Origin of the sequence: Pseudomonas sp. BN505 (genome assembly GCF_029873175.1) — a bacterium.
In the GTDB taxonomy this organism is placed as follows: Bacteria; Pseudomonadota; Gammaproteobacteria; order Pseudomonadales; family Pseudomonadaceae; genus Aquipseudomonas; species Aquipseudomonas putida.
Genome location: NZ_SSOI01000041.1, coordinates 1 through 15,033 on the forward strand (window position 1 = coordinate 1; position 15,033 = coordinate 15,033).

Here is a 15,033-nt window from a genome sequence, read left to right on the forward strand (position 1 = left end):
GGGTCAGCGGCGGTGGTGAACCCCGCCGCCTTGGCCAGGTCGCGCATCGCATGGTTGGCTGCCGCGTCGACCGAATACATCTGCCGCAAGCCCTTGGTCCGGGCATGATCGATCAGGTGCTTGAGCAGCAGGCGACCCAGGCCATGGTGCTGCCAGCTGTCCATGACGGTAACGGCACATTCGCACTCGTCCTTGCCGCTGGCGGTGGCGTAGCGGGAAATGCCCACTTCCTGCAATTCGCCATCCACGTGGGCGAGGGCGACGTAGGCCGCCTGGCGATCCTGGTCGACCTTCATCAGCTGGTCGAGCATGGCTTTGCTGGGCTCTCTGAGCTGGCACAGGAAGCGGAAATGCCGCGACTCGGGCGACAGCCGTTCGATGAAGGCTTTTTCGCGTTCTCGGTCCTTGGCCTGCAGGGGCCTGATCAGCACGTGAACGCCGTTTTCAAGGGCTTCGATCCAGTATTCACCCGAAGGTTTGGGAAACGAAGGGTTTGTGTGCACACGGGAAGTCTCGGCGGGCGCCATGGCAATGTCCTCTTTGTTGAATGAACAAGGAAGGTCAGTTTCGGCATCGGGCCTTGCCCTGACTTGACAGTTGTCAAATGCTTCACTCATGACCTGTCAAACCTGCAGGCGGTCGATGTGCTGCCTCGGCCTCTGATCGCCGCGAACCTGAACGAGGACCTGTTGGATGTGGTCCTCAATTCCCAAGTGGTTGATCAGCCCTATTTGGCTTTCCAGTACTTCTGCATTTCCAGGAACAGGAACGAAGCGGTCCAGGTGATCATCACCAGGCCCGTCAGCGCCTGCAGGCCGGTGAGGTACTTGAGATGGCCGGTGGGGGCGATGTCGCCGAAGCCTATGGTGGTGTAGGTGGTGAAGGAAAAATATACGCAGTCCAGAAAGCTACCGTCGAAATTGCCGCTGAGCGTGCCCCAGCCCTCGGCATGGGCCATCAGGTAATAAGCCAGGGCGAAGCACCAGACCTCCACCGCGTGGGCCAGCAACGCCCCGAACACCCCTGCGACGATACGAAACCGGCTCCACAGCCTGAGGCGCGGTAGCCAGTCATTCAGGCGCAGCAGGCATTCGTAGTGAATTACCACCACCAGGATTACGATCAGCATGTTGATCAGAGTGACAGTGAGCATCGTCGTTACTCGGCACGGGGTTGCAGGGTCACGGCTGGCTGATGCTGGCGCCATTGATATCGGGATTGGATTCCAGCTCTTCGATTACAAGGTCTCGCAAATCGATGTCGTTCATGATGGGCTCCGTTTGCAGACCGAGAGTGGGGGCTGGAGTGCCCTGCGTCCTTGTTTCTACCCCTGCACCGGGCGGGGCGATTGATAAAGGTCAAACTCGGCGAACAGACGCTGCGCGGTTGGCAAATGTCAGGCCTGCGCCTGCCAGCTGAGTCAGAGTGCTTCGTCGCGCCGGCCGTGGCGTATCACTTCAAGGCAGACGCTGCCTCGAAGGGCGGGACATGGAATTCGACGATTTCCTGCGCCGCGACCTGCATTGACGGCAGCGGGGGGCGCGAAAAAGAAAACAGAGCGCGGCTATAAGGTACCGCTCAGCAGCCAACCGAACACGCCGCAGCCCAGGACAACCACCCATGCAGGCCACTTCCAGAACATCAGGGCCATCAAGGCGATCAGCGCCCATGCAAAGTCTGCTGGCTTGGCGATGGCGCTCGTCCACACCGGTTGGTACAAGGCAGCCAGCAGAAGCCCGACCACGCCGGCGTTTACCCCGGCAAGCGCTGACTGGCTGCGGGCGCTGCGCCGCAGTGTTTCCCAGAAGGGAACCACACCGATCACCAACAGGAAGGAGGGGGTGAAAATGGCGAGAATGCCAACAGTCGCGCCCACCCAGCCGGATGGCTGCACACTCATCGATGCGCCCAGAAAGGCTGCAAACGTGAAGAGTGGGCCCGGTATGGCCTGCGCCATGCCATAACCAGCCAGAAAGGTGTCATTTGCGACCCAGCCGTGGGCTACTGTGGCCGACTCAAGCAACGGTAGAACCACATGCCCGCCGCCGAATACCAGTGAGCCTGCGCTATAAAAGGCGTTGACCATTGCCAGTGCTTGCGAGGGCCAGATGCGGGTCAATAGCGGCAAACCGACCAACAAGGCGAAGAACACTACCAGCGCAGCCAGCCCGGCCTTTCGGCTGACTGAAAACGGCAGCTTTTCCCCTGCAGGGGAGCCCGGAGGCTTGAGCAGGATCAAGCCTGTGATGGCCGACCCTGTGATCACGGCTATCTGCCCGATTGCGTTGGGCCACAGCAGCGCGGTACAGGCAGCGAACAGGGCGATGGTTACCCGCGCAACATCGGTGCAAAGGCTACGCGCCATGCCCCACACAGCCTGGGCCACCACGGCGACTGCGACGATTTTCAGGCCATGCAACAGGCCACTTGGGGCGCCACCTCCCCATGCCCCCAGGCCTTGAGCACACAGCGTCAACAGGAGGGCCGATGGCAATGTGAATCCTGCCCAAGCGGCGACAGCGCCCGCGAACCCCGCCCGTGAAAGGCCCAGAGCAATGCCGACCTGGCTGCTGGCGGGGCCGGGGAGCAATTGGCACACGGCGATCAGCTCGGCATAACTGCGCTCACTGAGCCACTGGCGGCGCGCGACAAATGCTTCACGAAAGTAACCCAGATGCGCAATGGGGCCACCGAAAGACGTCAGCCCCAGGCGCAAGAACACCAGAAACACCGACCAGGCAGAGTCGCTGGGCTTCACGCCGCACTGAGTGTGTTCTGACACGGCAGGCTCCTTGGGCTAGTGACGCTGTAGTTTTTGTAGTTGGGACAGCCTGCCATGAGGCCTGATCTGGTGCTGCGCATGAAAAATCTATGCAGTATTAACGCAATATCTATACAAGATGCTATCGTTGTACAGTATTTACGCGTGATCGAGGTCAGTATGGCGCACCGTGCTCGTTGGGCTTGCCTCTGTCTGCTACTGGCTGCCTTTTCGGCGGTGGCGGACTGGAGGGCGGATCTGCCTGGGGCGCAACGGCTTGGGAGTGGTGAGTTCACCTGGTTTGGTCTGCGTCTATATACAGCGCAATTATGGACGGCAGGGCAAGTTCATGATTGGAACCAGCCATTCGCCCTTGAGCTGCTCTACCACCGCTCCTTGTCCAGGGGCACCTTGGTACAGGCCAGCCTTGAGGAAATGCGCCGCCTCAACGGTGGCAGCATAACGCCGCAACAACGCACGGCGTGGACCCATGGGATTGAAGAGGCATTCGTGGATGTGCACCCCGGCATGCGCATTACCGGCTTGTACCTGCCGGGGCAGGGCTGCCGCTTTTACGTCGACGGTAAATTTAGCCGCGAAATCGCCGACCCGGTCTTTGCCAGGGCGTTTTTTGCCATCTGGCTCGACCCCGGAGCCAGGGATACACAACTGCGCCAGCGCCTGCTTGGGCTGGCTGGTAACGACTGAGGAACATGACATGTACAAAGTGCTGTTGCTGGTGTCGTGCCTGCTTCTGGGCAGCTGTGGCAATGTCGGTGTTGAGCACTATGCCCAGGAGCAACCGAAACTGGACCTGGCCGCATTCTTCTCGCGACCGGTGCAGGCCTGGGGGATGTTCCAGAAGCGTTCCGGCGAAGTGGTCAAGCGCTTCCATGTACGTATCGACAGCCGCCGCGAGGGTGAGCGGCTGATCCTCGACGAACATTTTCTCTACAGTGATGGCACTCGCCAGCAGCGTACATGGACACTTGCGCCAGACGGCCCGGGGCGCTGGCGCGGTACCGCGGGGGACGTGATCGGCGAGGCGCGCGGCGAAGTGGCGGGTAACGCGCTGCGATGGCGGTACCAGCTGGACCTGCCAGTGGACGGGCGGCACTGGCAGGTAGACCTGGACGACTGGATGTACCTCATGGATGACGACACCCTGATCAACCGTTCAAGCATGAGCAAGCTGGGCGTTGAAATCGGCCAGATCACCCTGTTCTTCCGCCGCCTGCCAGAGGGCACACCATGAACCTGATCGCGCTTACCCAGCTGGTCTCGACCGGCGAAGCAAAGGAACTTGAACTGCTGTCGCTGGAGGGTGGCTTCTACCTCCTGCGTGCCTTGACCGACGCCGGCCCTGTGACATTGAGCGATGCCCATGGGCAGCCCGTTCGCGTGCGCTCCACTACCGAGCTACGCCAGCTGTTGGCCGACCTGCCAACCGTGCCGTGCATGCTGGTACAGCAGGTGGTGCATGATGAGATGTGCGGGCAACGTGACGGCCCCATTGCGCCGCTGCGCGTACCGGTAACCCTCACCAGCCAATGGTAGCCTGAACGATGCGCCTGGGCCTTGTGTTGGGTGACCAGCTGTCGTTCGACCTGGCGAGCCTGGCTGCCCTTGACCCCGCCCGCGATGCTGTTCTGATGGCGGAGGTGGAGGGTGAAGCCCGCTACGTGCCGCATCATCCGCTCAAGATCGTGCTCATCTTCAGCGCCATGCGGCACTTTGCCCAGGCCCTGCGTGAGCGGGGTTGGCAGGTGCATTACGTCGAGCTCGATGCTGACGGCAATAGCGGCAGCATCGTTGGCGAGTTGCACCGCTGGCAACACGCCTTGGGCGCCACGCACATTCACCTGACCGAGTGCGGAGAGTGGCGCCTGGAGCAGGCTTTGCATGATGCCGCATTGCCCCTCGTGTGGCATCGCGACACGCGCTTTCTGTGCTCCCGCGAAGCTTTTGCGCGCTGGGCCCATGAGCGTCGTCAACTGCGTATGGAGCACTTCTACCGTGGCATGCGCAAGCGAACCGGGCTGCTTATGGAGCCGGACGGCAGCCCGGCAGGTGGGGCCTGGAACTTTGATGGTGAAAACCGCAAGCCATTACCGCGCCAGTTGCGTGGGCCGTTCGCTGCGCATTTCGCGCAGGACGGGATCACGGCAGCGGTGGTCGCCCTGGTCCGTCGGCGCTTCAGCGACCACTACGGGGACATCGACGGCTTTGACTACCCCGTGACCCATGCCGAGGCACATCAGCTGTGGCAGCATTTTCTGGATTTTGGCCTGGCGGCATTCGGCGACTACCAGGACGCAATGGCCGAGGGCGAGCCATACCTGTTCCATGCGCGCATCAGTGCGGCGCTCAACATCGGGCTTCTGGATGTGCGATGCCTGTGTGAGGAGGTCGACCAAGCCTGGCGCGAGGGGCGGGTGCCGCTTAATGCAGCTGAAGGCTTCATTCGCCAGTTGATCGGCTGGCGCGAGTATGTGCACGGTATCTACTGGCTGCGCATGCCGGAGTATGCCGGGCTCAATCACCTGGGCAACGACCGAGCGTTACCTGAATTCTATTGGACCGGGCGCACCCGCATGCGCTGCATGCAGCAAGCCATCAGCCAAACCCTGCGGTTGGGCTACGCGCACCATATCCAGCGGCTGATGGTGACCGGCAACTTCGCCTTGCTGGCCGGTATCGTGCCCACCGCGATTTGCGAGTGGTACCTGGCGGTGTACATGGATGCCTTCGACTGGGTCGAGCTTCCCAACACGCTTGGCATGGTGATGCACGCCGACGGCGGATACCTGGGGTCCAAGCCGTACTGCGCAAGTGGTCGATATATCCAGCGCATGTCCGATCATTGCAAGGCTTGCAGTTACAAGGTCGATCATGTAATCGAGGACGATGCCTGCCCGTTCAATGCCCTGTACTGGCATTTTCTTATCCGCCATCGTCCGCTGCTGTCGACGAACCCGCGTTTGACCCTGGTGTATCGCAGCCTGGATGGCATGACGGCTAGCCGGCGCGACGCTGTGTGGCAGCGTGGCCAGGCGCTGTTGGCGCAGCTTGATGCGCGGCAGCCGCTATGAAAAAGAGTCTTTTGCCCAGCAAGGTCTGCGTGGTGTGTGGCCGGCCGTTCAACTGGCGCAAGCGCTGGGCACGCTGTTGGGAGCAGGTGCGCTACTGCTCCGAGCGATGCCGTAGGTCAGCGCCGCGCCGCGAGGCGCGCGAGCAGGGGCAGGGCCAACGCCCAGATCGGCATCAGTAGCAGGCCGGTTTCCAGCGTGCCCAACGGCAGGGCGACCTGTGTAACCCTTGCGCCGCCTACGTAGGCCAAGGGGCCGCCGAGTGCCCCGATCAGCGCACCGATCTGCCAGTGCCTGCCGGCCCATGCCAGGCTGTGGCGCATGCCGCTGGCCAGCACCAGCCACAGCAGCGCCAGCCACAGTGGCAGCGGCCAGCCGTCGAAACCGAACACGCCCAGCGCCCCCAGCGTGCTATCGAGCACACACCCGGCCAAGGTGACGCGCAACAGCGCCTTGACCTCGGCGTTAACATCCGGGCACAGGCGCAGGTGCACCGCCACACCTGCAATCACCAGGAGCAATAGCCAGGGGCGTTCTGCGCCTAGCACGCAGATCCACCAGCCTGCCTGTAACCAGACGGCATTGGCGACGAGCCAGCGCCCAGGCATCAGGCACCGTCAGGCAATGGAGCGCGACGCGCCAGTGGCGCTGCCCACAGCAGGTGGGCAACGCCGATGGTGCGCTCCTCGAAACCGCCCTGGCAGTAACACAGGTAGAACTCCCACAGGCGCTGGAACATGTCGTCGTAGCCCAGGTCCGTCAGTGCCGTGCGCGCCAGGCGCAGGTTTTCACGCCAGTGCTGCAGGGTGAGGGCATAGTCCTGGCCGAAGTCCTCCATGTGCACGAGGTTGAGTGCGGTGTGCCGGCTGGCGGTGTCGAGCAACACGCTTAGCGAAGGCAGGGCGCCACCTGGGAAAATATAGCGTTGGATGAAGTCGACAGAGCGCCGCGCCTGGGCATAGCGCTGGTCGCGGATGGTGATCGCCTGCAGCAGCAACAGCCCGTCGGGCTTGAGCAGCGAGGCACACTGGCGGAAATACGCAGGCAGGTAACGATGGCCGACTGCCTCGATCATTTCGATCGAAACCAGTTTGTCGAAGGTGCCTTGCAGGTCGCGGTAGTCTTCGCGCAGCACCTTCACGCGCTGCTCAAGCCCCAAGGCCTGAACACGCGCCAGGGTATGGCTGTACTGGGCCTCGGAGAGCGTTGTGGTGGTGACCCTGCAGCCGTAACGGGTGGCCGCGTGGATTGCCAGGCTGCCCCAGCCGCTGCCAATTTCCAGCAGGTGATCGTCGGGATGCAGTTCAAGCTTCTGGCAGATGCGCTCCAGCTTGTGCAACTGGGCTTGCTCCAGTGTTTGCCCAGCATGTTCGAATTGGGCCGCTGAATACATCATGGTGGGGTCCAGCAGCCGCTCGAACAGGGCGTTGCCCAAATCGTAATGGGCCAGAATATTGCGCCGGGCACCGCGTTTGTTGTTGCGGTTGAGCCGGTGCAGAAGGCGCAGGGCAGGGCGGCCGAAACGGGCCAGGCCACCCTCGAGCGCGTCGAGCACTTCAAGGTTGGCGACGAACAGGCGGGTCACCAGCGCCAGGTCGGGGCTTCGCCAATAGCCGTGGATGTAGGCCTCGCCAGCACCGATCGAACCATTGCCGGCGATCAGGCTCCAGGAGGCGTCATCGAGGATCTCCACCTCGGCCTGCAACGGGCTGTCGACATCACCGAAACTCCACTGCTGCCCGTGGCAGAGCAGGCGCAGGTGGCCGTGGCGAAGCTTGCCCAGCTGGGCGAGCACGGCGCTGCGTGCAAGACCGCCGAGCAAGGGCGCAAGGCCTGCGAACTTGCTAACGCTCAGTGTGGGATTTGACATCATCAGGGTCCTCGCAAGGTTGGCCCAGCGCCAGGTCATTCTGGCTGGTGGTGTGGTCATGCACGGGGGTGCGTTTGAGTAGCAGGCGTAACGCTTGCCAGTAGATGGCCGAGACAGTGCGCAGACTCATCCATGGGAAGGTCATGACATATCGACGTAGTGCGGTTCCATCCAGTGGTTGACGGTGCAGGGCGAGGTCGGCCTCGAACACCTTGTGGCCGTCCTGCCAGTTCTGCATGTGGATGCGTACATGGTCTGCGCTCAGGAAAAAGCGCAGGTGATAGTCCATGTCCACCGGCATGAACGGTGAAACATGGAAGGCCTTGGCCACGGTGAACGGCTTGGCAATGTTCTCTTGCACCGGCAGTACGTAATGAAAACGCTCACGCCACGGGGTGTTGCGCACCTCCATCAGGATTGCCGTCAGGCAGCCGTCGCGGTCGTGGCAGAAATAGAAGCTCACCGGATTGAACGACAGCCCCCAGCAACGCAGTTGCGTGAGCAGCCGTACCGGGCCTTCGGGCATATGCCCAGTGGCCTGACACACCAGCAAGCGTGCTGCCTGTGCCAGGGTTTTGCCGTGCCGGGTCTGCGCTGGCAGGTAGTCGGTCTCGCGCCAGCACAGCGGTGCCAGGCGCCAGCGCCCCAGCCAGCGTGACAGGCCCATGAGCCAGGCTTGTTCGTCCAGGTCCACGTAGAACATGCCAATCCGGTAACGGAAAGCATGGCGCCGCGGGGTCAGCCGACGGTGACTGATCCAGCCCAGACAAAGGCTGCTGTTCACAATTGCTCTCCGAAGTGCGCAGCCACTTTCAGCGCGCTGACCACCCCGTCCTCATGAAAGCCGTTGCCCCAGTAAGCGCCACAGAAGTAACTGTGCTGCTGACCCTGCAGTTGTGCCTGGCACGCCTGTGCAGCGGACGCGGCAATGCTGTACTGCGGATGGGCATACTGGAAGCGCGCGATCACCTGCGCCGGGTCTATCAGTGCGGTCTGGTTGAGGCTTACGCAGAAGGTTGTCGGCGCCTGGATTCCTTGCAGGATGTTCATGTTGTAGGTCAGCGCGGCGGGAGCCTGCTCGGGGCCGCCCAGGCGGTAGTTCCAGCTGGCCCAGGCGCTCTTGCGGCGTGGCAGCAGGCGGGTATCGGTGTGCAGCACCACATCGTTGCTGGCGTAGCCAATGGCGCTGAGTACAGCGCGCTCCAGCATGGTTGGGGTTTCCAATACCGCAAGAGCCTGGTCGCTGTGGCAGGCGAACACCACATTGTCGAAGCGTTCGGTGCCGGCCGCGCTCACCAGAGTCACGCCTCCCTCGTCGCGGCTGACCCGGGATACCTTGCAGTTGAGGCGTATGCGTTCAGCAAACGGTCTGCACAGCGGCGCGACATAGCTGCGTGAACCGCCTTCAACCACCCGCCACTGTGGCCGTTGGTTGACCGACAGCAAGCCGTGGTTGCGACAGAAACGGACGAAGAACTCAAGGGGAAAATGGAGCATGTCGGCGCGGGACATCGACCAGATCGCAGACCCCATCGGCACGATATAGTGGTCGATGAAGCGCTGCCCGTAGCGCTGTGTCTGAAGGTAGGCGCCCAAGGTGGTGTCTGTATCGATTCGCTGGTTGTCCAGGTCGGCCAGCGCCTGGCGGTTGAAGCGCAGAATATCCCTTATCATGCCCCAGAAACCTGGCGACACCAGGTTACGGCGTTGAGCAAACAGTGTGTTCAGATCGTGACCGTTGTACTCCAGGCCAATGACCGGATCATGCACGGAAAAACTCATTTCGGTCGGCTGCGAGGTGACCTTGAGCTGGTCGAGCAAGCGTATGAAGTTGGGGTAGGTCCAGTCGTTGAAAACGATGAAGCCGGTATCTATTGCATGGCGCTGACCCTTCCAGATCACATCGAGCGTGTGCGTGTGCCCTCCGATCCATTGCTCGGCTTCGAACACCGTTACTTCATGCTTGCGTGACAGCAGATGGGCGCAGGTCAGCCCCGCGATGCCACTGCCGATGATTGCGATACGCATGGATCATCATTCCTGTTCATGACGGGCGAGGCGTTGGCCGAGTGCCAAACGCAGGCGCGCGGGTAGTGCCCCTGACAGGCGCAACACCAATGTGAAAAGACCGGGACAGTTGATTTCCAGGGATGGGGCAGGGCAGCCGCGTGGGGAAATCGTTGCGACGTATGAGTGGCGTGTCGACGAAGCCAGGGCTGACCAGGGTGACCGCGGGCCAGGCGTGGGTGGCAAAACTGCAGCGTCCAGTGCAGGTAGCCTTGCCGTGGTCTTAGCTCGTCGTACAGTTTTTCCCGCGTGTCGATGTTAGCCCCATCGAACCTGGCGAGGCGCACGACGAATTGCTGTAGGTACGCTGGCATGCTGGGCCCCAGAAAATCCTGTACAAAAGTTGTTTGTTGTACAGGTATAGCTGAAAGCCAAGCATTAATCTATACAGAAAGACGATCTTGTATAGGTTTTTGTCAATGCTCTATCTGTCCCAGTTGCCGGCGCAATTCAGCCACTTCAGCCTCCAGCGCGCGTACTTTCTCCTCGGCGCATATCTGCGCGGTGACGTCGCGCTGAATACCGATGTAGTACGTCAGCTGGTCCGCTTCGTTGTACACGGGCGTGATGGACAACTCATTCCAGAACAGGCTCCCGTCCTTGCGGTAGTTGCGAAGCACCTGGCAGCAGGGGCGGCCTTCGCGGATCGCCTCGCGGATGGTTGCCACGCCCGCCTGGTCATGATCTTCGCCCTGAAGAAAACGGCAGTCCTGATAGAGGATATCGTCGGCGCAATAGCCGGTCAGGCGCTCGAAGGCGGGGTTGGCGTAAATCAGGATGCTTTCAGTGCCTTCCTGCTCGGCGACGACGATGCCATCGTTGGAATGCTCGACCATCAGTTGCAGGAGTTTCGCGGTGATCATAGGGCCCACCTACAGGCGTTTTGTATGCGATATGCGCAGCGTAGCTTCTGTGCAGAAGGTATCGGCGCTGTTTGTTGCATGATGGACCAAGGAGGCTCGCCGCAGAAGGTGCATATGGGTTTAGAATGGCCTACCACTCGGATATCCCCTCGTTATGACTGACGCTACCCCACCCGATTTGCTACCTATGCGCGATGTTGTCAGCTTGACCGGCATCAATCCGGTGACCCTGCGTGCCTGGGAGCGGCGCCATGGGTTGATACGTCCGCAGCGCACCGAGGGTGGCCACCGACTTTACACGGCGCGGGATGTACAGCGCATACGCGATATCTTGCGCTGGACAGCAAACGGCCTGTCCGTCAGCAAGGTCGGTGATCTGCTCGCAGCCCAGCCTGAGGCGTCTGTGCAGCAGCATTCGGCCTTTGACGATTGGCGCGCGGCCGTTGTGCGCGCAACCAAGGCATTCGATCGGCCGGCACTGGAGGGGATCCATGGTCAGTTGTTCACACTCTTGCCCAAGGCCACCGTGCTGCGTGAAGTGCTGATGCCAGTGTGGCATGACCTGGCTTCAGGCACTGCGCCAGGCCAGCGCAGCCAGTGGTTGTTTCTCGACACTTTCCTGCGCGCCCGCTTGCTGCTGCGTCTGCAGGTCAACCAGGTCGATGCGCCGCAGGTTTTGCTAGCCGGTAGCGAGGGGCAAGCCGAACTCAGTGTGTTGTGCGCCGGGCTACTGTTGAGCAGTGAGCTACAGCGTATCGACGTGCTCGGTTGCGGGCAGCCACTTGAAGAGCTACCCATCGTCTGTGCGGCCATGCAGCCTGCGGCACTGGTGATAAAAGTCCAGGTGCCGGTGGGCCCCGGCTTGGCCAAGCGCTTGCGGTCGTTGCAGATGGAAATCGCGTGCCCGCTGGCCCTGATAGGCGAGGGGCTGGCCGATTCGCAACCCGCCCTGAGCGGAATCCCGCTATGCCTGCTGGACGAGGGGGGCGCCGACGCCGCGCGCATGCTGAACGCCTTGCACCGGGGTGCTCTTGACGTTTGACCGAGGGGCTTGCCCCCCAGACTGGCTGAGCGTCCGCAGCGGTTGTTTAACTTGAGGTCGTGAAGAGTAGGGCAGATGGCTCGTAAGCGTTTTGAAGAACAGCACGTCAATAACTACACTAAATAGACATTTAGTGTAGTTATCAGCAATTTTTGCCCAAACAACGAAAAACACAGAGATAAAATCACTGGTTTTCTGTAAATGCACGCAATATCAAGCTTACGCCGTCTGCTTGAGCGGAGCAGGCGGCGGGCTTTTGATACCCTGCAACCAGTCGCAGTAGCGGGCCACGCCTTGCTGGACGGTCAATGTGGGCGCCTGGTAATCGGCAGCGCGTAAGCGCTGCAGGTCAGCACAGGTGTAGCACTGGTACTTGCCACGCAAATGATCAGGAAATTCGCTGTACTCAAGCACCCCCTCAAGCAAGGCAATCTCAAGTGACAAGGGCGATTGGTCTTGTTGCTCACGCAGCCGATTGATCACAGCCAAGGCAACGTCATTGAACGGCTGGGCGCGACCACTGCCGACATTGAAGATACCGCTCAACTGTGGGCGCTCAAGGAAGAACATATTGACCTTGACCACATCATCCACAGAGACGAAATCACGCAGATGGCCACCGCCGGGATAGTCACCATAGCTGCCGAACAGGCTGACTTTTCCATGGGACTGGTACTGGTTGAAGCAGTGCAGGGCCACTGACGCCATCGCACCTTTATGCTGTTCATGGGGCCCGTAGACGTTGAAATAACGCAAGCCGACGACCTGGCTCCTAGCTGTCATCAACTGCCGGCGTACCTGTTGATCAAACAGGAACATGGAATAGCCATAGACGTTTAGCGGGCGCTCACACTCACGTTCTTCGCGAAAATCCTGCCCGGCGCCATACACAGCTGCCGATGACGCATATAAAAGCGGGACCCGTTGCTGTTGCGCAGACGCCAGCAATTCACGGCTGAACCGGTAATTGTTATCCATCATGAAACGTTCATCAGCTTCGACGGTGCTTGAACACGCTCCCTGGTGCAGCACAGCACACACGTTGCCAAACTCACCACAAGCAAAGCGATCGAGAAAATCGTCCTTGTCCAGGTAGTCGGCAATTTCACTGTCGGCCAGGTTGCGGAATTTGTCGCCATCGGTCAGATCGTCGACGGCGATGATCTCGGTTTCGTTGCGCTGGTTGAGCGCCTGTACGAGATTGCTACCGATGAATCCTGCGGCACTGGTTACGATGATGGTCATGACAGATTCCCCGTGAGGGTACGGTGCCCGCATTTTAATCAAGGGAACAAGAGCCAACCTTAACCTGGGTCAACGAATGAACCGTGTTTGACGCATGAGGGCCTTGAGCAGGCTCACCATCTGGGCAACCACGGTGCAGCGCTAAAATACGAAGGTTCGGATAATGCATATTATGTTAAATGTCATATTAGGTAGATGTGTCTGGTTGTGTCCGTTTCCACTAACCTCCGTTGAGATTTTCATAAAACCCCGTTCCTGAAAAATCAAGCACTTACCCGTCCCTACCTGTACCACCTTCCTGCCTCCGATTTCACAAACCACCGTTCAACGTGACCGCTATGGCTTGCCTTGGGTACAGCGTAATCATCTGCTAAACCTACTGGATATCCTCTGCATAGTAGCTCGGTTGCTGTCCAGATATGCGGCCATTCATCCCATTTCCTATCTTCCCGCCATACGCTCATTGGCGGGCAAATCAAGAGACACGGTTACCTTCTAATGATCAGGTGGCCGCTCGACTTGATGCGCTCGATCCTAGCTTCAATCCATTTTTGAACACTTGGTATGCGCACAGATATGTCAACTGGATAGCTTTCAGCTGGAATCCGCAAAGACCAAAGCACCTGTACTACACGTGCGCCATGGCGCTCGAAAAGATGCTCAACTGGAGCTTCGCTAACGAGGTTTCAATGATCGACTGGACTCGTGAGGACTTTGTGCGCTATGCGGATTTCGTTGCCAAGCCAGACCCTAGTTGGTGCGCAACCAGCAGGCAAGCACGCTTCATCCCCAGCGTGCAACGAGGGTTCCGTGACTGGGTCATAAACCCAGATTGGCTGCCGTTTGACGCTTCGCGCGCCGCTGGAGCGGAAAATGAAATCGATGGAAATGTCTGGAAGCGTGAGATCAGAATCGTCACTCAGTTCCTAAATTACTACCTCAAGGACGTCGGTACGAACCGGCTGAACGTGGCCAAAGCACCACTGTCTCATCTTCTTCTCAAGCATCCTACAGCTAGAGAGATCATCAGCGACGTCGAGATGACCTGGATTATCCGGAATCTGGAACGGCTTTTACCCAGTAGTGACTTCCAGTCGATCGAGCTATGTCTCACCATTGCCAGGTATTCTTCACAGCGTTTGGATCGTGTGATTGGCTCGGCCACCAACCCGGGTCATCTGGATCAGTTCGTCCTCGACGAAAGCGGTAGATGGCTGGAGCGGAATGCCGACGGTGTGGGATGGAAAAGGCTCTCAGTGGAATTCGATGAAGTATTCACCCGGTACTTGCATTATCACAATATTGATGGCAGCCATTTGCTTCCAGCCTTACCTATTTTCCCGGTAGAAAATGCGAGGGGTGCGCTTGGGCTTAAAAAGCTCGGAGTGATTTTAGCTGGATCGAGGGAGACGTTGGGGCAGTTGGCGGATGCCTCAAACTCAGCTGAAATTCGCGGGGCAGCAAGGAAGTTCCGAGGGCTGACGGTCGTTGCCTTCCTGAACTCGACCGCCCAGCGCAAGTAATCTTTACAACCAAAAATGGGCGTTATGTCCCCTACCCCCACCCTGTCTGATTTGTGGGCGAGACCTGAGGAGCGACGCTAGCTATCTCGGTTCGCCTATCGCCGACCTTGGTTCAAAATGGAAAGCATCGCGGATGGCGTTATAGAGAGTGGACGTGGCTCTTCGAGCACGGCTGCCGTGAATCAAGCAGCTCGCAGGGCGATTTGAGGCTGGACGTCTTTGGGATGCTCTAGCCTTGAATGACGCACCAAAGTGCTCCACCTACGTCAGGAAGCCTAGGCAAGAGCGCCGTGATGAGTAGGAGTCAGCGGGCGTGTGGCATGGGATCACGGGCCAAGTTACCACGCAGATATCAAGCCTGCTGTGATCGACTCGCACCCTCTTCCAAGGAATTAGCCAGCTCATCGAGGGCTTCACGCAAATGGATATCTTCCTGCGTGTCTCCAGAATGAGGCTGGAAGCTACGCGCATGTTTGATGAGCGCCTCAAGATTTTTAATGGGCTGCCAGCATTCGTGACGTCTTACCGGAGCCGGAAACGTGATCGTGTCCCAGGAAGTGGTGTAACTCATCA

General features: G+C 59.7%; 17 protein-coding genes and 1 pseudogene. 7 read left to right on the plus strand and 11 right to left on the minus strand.

Features of this window, described 5'->3' with window-relative positions:
- The 3 genes from E8E78_RS12095 to chrA all read right to left on the minus strand — a co-directional run.
- Positions 1–527: GNAT family N-acetyltransferase (locus E8E78_RS12095; protein ID WP_280312306.1), on the minus strand; the 527-nt coding region annotated here is incomplete at its 3' end.
- A gap of 200 nt (positions 528–727) precedes the next feature.
- Positions 728–1,153: a potassium channel family protein gene (locus tag E8E78_RS12100; RefSeq protein WP_049277863.1), complete on the minus strand. Its 426-nt coding sequence runs from the start codon at positions 1,151–1,153 to the stop codon at positions 728–730.
- A 411-nt stretch (positions 1,154–1,564) separates the two neighbouring features.
- Positions 1,565–2,782 (minus strand): chromate efflux transporter, encoded by a 1,218-nt coding sequence (gene chrA / locus E8E78_RS12105; protein ID WP_280312309.1) that lies wholly within the window; start codon positions 2,780–2,782, stop codon positions 1,565–1,567.
- A gap of 159 nt (positions 2,783–2,941) precedes the next feature.
- On the opposite strand from chrA, the gene E8E78_RS12110 reads away from it, so the two are divergent.
- The 5 genes from E8E78_RS12110 to E8E78_RS12130 are packed head-to-tail and all read left to right on the plus strand — an operon-like array spanning position 2,942 to position 6,032.
- On the plus strand, positions 2,942–3,469 hold the full coding sequence (locus E8E78_RS12110) for a chalcone isomerase family protein (protein ID WP_156859594.1): 528 nt from the start codon (positions 2,942–2,944) through the stop codon (positions 3,467–3,469).
- Positions 3,470–3,479: 10 nt separating this feature from the next.
- Complete coding sequence (locus E8E78_RS12115) at positions 3,480–4,016, plus strand: DUF3833 domain-containing protein (protein WP_059394898.1); 537 nt, start codon at positions 3,480–3,482, stop codon at positions 4,014–4,016.
- The gene (locus E8E78_RS12120) at positions 4,013–4,318 is read left to right on the plus strand and encodes a DUF6482 family protein (protein ID WP_016499695.1); all 306 of its coding nucleotides are present in this window, start codon (positions 4,013–4,015) and stop codon (positions 4,316–4,318) included. Before E8E78_RS12115 ends, E8E78_RS12120 begins: the two co-directional genes overlap by 4 nt.
- Positions 4,319–4,326: 8 nt before the next feature.
- Positions 4,327–5,853 carry a cryptochrome/photolyase family protein gene (locus E8E78_RS12125; RefSeq protein ID WP_059394897.1) on the plus strand — a complete coding sequence of 509 codons (1,527 nt, stop codon included), beginning with the start codon at positions 4,327–4,329 and terminating at the stop codon, positions 5,851–5,853.
- Positions 5,850–6,032, plus strand: coding sequence for a DUF2256 domain-containing protein (locus E8E78_RS12130; RefSeq protein WP_080642791.1), 183 nt, complete (start codon positions 5,850–5,852; stop codon positions 6,030–6,032). Before E8E78_RS12125 ends, E8E78_RS12130 begins: the two co-directional genes overlap by 4 nt.
- On the opposite strand, the gene E8E78_RS12135 is transcribed toward E8E78_RS12130, so the two are convergent.
- From E8E78_RS12135 to E8E78_RS12160, 6 genes and pseudogenes are all read right to left on the minus strand, one after another.
- A complete protein-coding gene (locus E8E78_RS12135) occupies positions 5,970–6,458 on the minus strand; it encodes a DUF2878 domain-containing protein (protein WP_049275655.1) in 489 nt (162 codons plus the stop codon). The two genes, E8E78_RS12130 and E8E78_RS12135, sit on opposite strands and share 63 nt — an antisense overlap.
- Positions 6,458–7,720, minus strand: coding sequence for a cyclopropane-fatty-acyl-phospholipid synthase family protein (locus E8E78_RS12140; RefSeq protein ID WP_049275656.1), 1,263 nt, complete (start codon positions 7,718–7,720; stop codon positions 6,458–6,460). The genes E8E78_RS12135 and E8E78_RS12140 overlap by 1 nt, the downstream gene beginning before the upstream one ends.
- A complete protein-coding gene (locus E8E78_RS12145) occupies positions 7,695–8,504 on the minus strand; it encodes a DUF1365 domain-containing protein (RefSeq protein ID WP_016499699.1) in 810 nt (269 codons plus the stop codon). Before E8E78_RS12145 ends, E8E78_RS12140 begins: the two co-directional genes overlap by 26 nt.
- Positions 8,501–9,748 carry an FAD-dependent oxidoreductase gene (locus tag E8E78_RS12150; protein ID WP_061202860.1) on the minus strand — a complete coding sequence of 416 codons (1,248 nt, stop codon included), beginning with the start codon at positions 9,746–9,748 and terminating at the stop codon, positions 8,501–8,503. The genes E8E78_RS12145 and E8E78_RS12150 overlap by 4 nt, the downstream gene beginning before the upstream one ends.
- Before the next feature lie 6 nt (positions 9,749–9,754).
- Positions 9,755–9,953: pseudogene (locus E8E78_RS12155) on the minus strand (short-chain dehydrogenase); the annotation flags it as partial.
- 250 nt (positions 9,954–10,203) lie between these two features.
- Positions 10,204–10,650 carry a PAS domain S-box protein gene (locus E8E78_RS12160; RefSeq protein ID WP_016499701.1) on the minus strand — a complete coding sequence of 149 codons (447 nt, stop codon included), beginning with the start codon at positions 10,648–10,650 and terminating at the stop codon, positions 10,204–10,206.
- Positions 10,651–10,804: 154 nt separating this feature from the next.
- On the opposite strand from E8E78_RS12160, the gene E8E78_RS12165 reads away from it, so the two are divergent.
- On the plus strand, positions 10,805–11,692 hold the full coding sequence (locus E8E78_RS12165; protein ID WP_084966882.1) for a MerR family transcriptional regulator: 888 nt from the start codon (positions 10,805–10,807) through the stop codon (positions 11,690–11,692).
- A gap of 219 nt (positions 11,693–11,911) precedes the next feature.
- On the opposite strand, the gene rfaD is transcribed toward E8E78_RS12165, so the two are convergent.
- Positions 11,912–12,937: an ADP-glyceromanno-heptose 6-epimerase gene (gene rfaD, locus E8E78_RS12170; RefSeq protein ID WP_280312317.1), complete on the minus strand. Its 1,026-nt coding sequence runs from the start codon at positions 12,935–12,937 to the stop codon at positions 11,912–11,914.
- Between the two features lie 689 nt (positions 12,938–13,626).
- Between rfaD and E8E78_RS12175 the strand changes: the two genes are divergently transcribed.
- On the plus strand, positions 13,627–14,460 hold the full coding sequence (locus E8E78_RS12175) for an integrase (RefSeq protein ID WP_280312319.1): 834 nt from the start codon (positions 13,627–13,629) through the stop codon (positions 14,458–14,460).
- Between the two features lie 352 nt (positions 14,461–14,812).
- Here the strand turns inward: E8E78_RS12175 and E8E78_RS12180 are convergent, their stop codons facing one another.
- A complete protein-coding gene (locus tag E8E78_RS12180; protein ID WP_152906054.1) occupies positions 14,813–15,031 on the minus strand; it encodes a hypothetical protein in 219 nt (72 codons plus the stop codon).
- Between the last annotated feature and the right edge of the window lie 2 nt (positions 15,032–15,033).

Excerpts from the sequence above, each read along its gene's own strand:
- E8E78_RS12135 (WP_049275655.1), bottom strand. The coding sequence starts at position 6,458 with ATGCCTGGGCGCTGGCTCGTCGCCAATGCCGTCTGGTTACAGGCAGGC.
- E8E78_RS12115 (WP_059394898.1), top strand. The coding sequence starts at position 3,480 with ATGTACAAAGTGCTGTTGCTGGTGTCGTGCCTGCTTCTGGGCAGCTGT.
- E8E78_RS12150 (WP_061202860.1), bottom strand. The coding sequence starts at position 9,748 with ATGCGTATCGCAATCATCGGCAGTGGCATCGCGGGGCTGACCTGCGCC.
- rfaD (WP_280312317.1), bottom strand. The coding sequence starts at position 12,937 with ATGACCATCATCGTAACCAGTGCCGCAGGATTCATCGGTAGCAATCTC.
- E8E78_RS12130 (WP_080642791.1), top strand. The coding sequence starts at position 5,850 with ATGAAAAAGAGTCTTTTGCCCAGCAAGGTCTGCGTGGTGTGTGGCCGG.
- E8E78_RS12140 (WP_049275656.1), bottom strand. The coding sequence starts at position 7,720 with ATGTCAAATCCCACACTGAGCGTTAGCAAGTTCGCAGGCCTTGCGCCC.
- E8E78_RS12110 (WP_156859594.1), top strand. The coding sequence starts at position 2,942 with ATGGCGCACCGTGCTCGTTGGGCTTGCCTCTGTCTGCTACTGGCTGCC.
- E8E78_RS12125 (WP_059394897.1), top strand. The coding sequence starts at position 4,327 with ATGCGCCTGGGCCTTGTGTTGGGTGACCAGCTGTCGTTCGACCTGGCG.
- E8E78_RS12100 (WP_049277863.1), bottom strand. The coding sequence starts at position 1,153 with ATGCTCACTGTCACTCTGATCAACATGCTGATCGTAATCCTGGTGGTG.
- E8E78_RS12180 (WP_152906054.1), bottom strand. The coding sequence starts at position 15,031 with ATGAGTTACACCACTTCCTGGGACACGATCACGTTTCCGGCTCCGGTA.
- E8E78_RS12160 (WP_016499701.1), bottom strand. The coding sequence starts at position 10,650 with ATGATCACCGCGAAACTCCTGCAACTGATGGTCGAGCATTCCAACGAT.
- E8E78_RS12165 (WP_084966882.1), top strand. The coding sequence starts at position 10,805 with ATGACTGACGCTACCCCACCCGATTTGCTACCTATGCGCGATGTTGTC.
- E8E78_RS12175 (WP_280312319.1), top strand. The coding sequence starts at position 13,627 with ATGATCGACTGGACTCGTGAGGACTTTGTGCGCTATGCGGATTTCGTT.
- E8E78_RS12120 (WP_016499695.1), top strand. The coding sequence starts at position 4,013 with ATGAACCTGATCGCGCTTACCCAGCTGGTCTCGACCGGCGAAGCAAAG.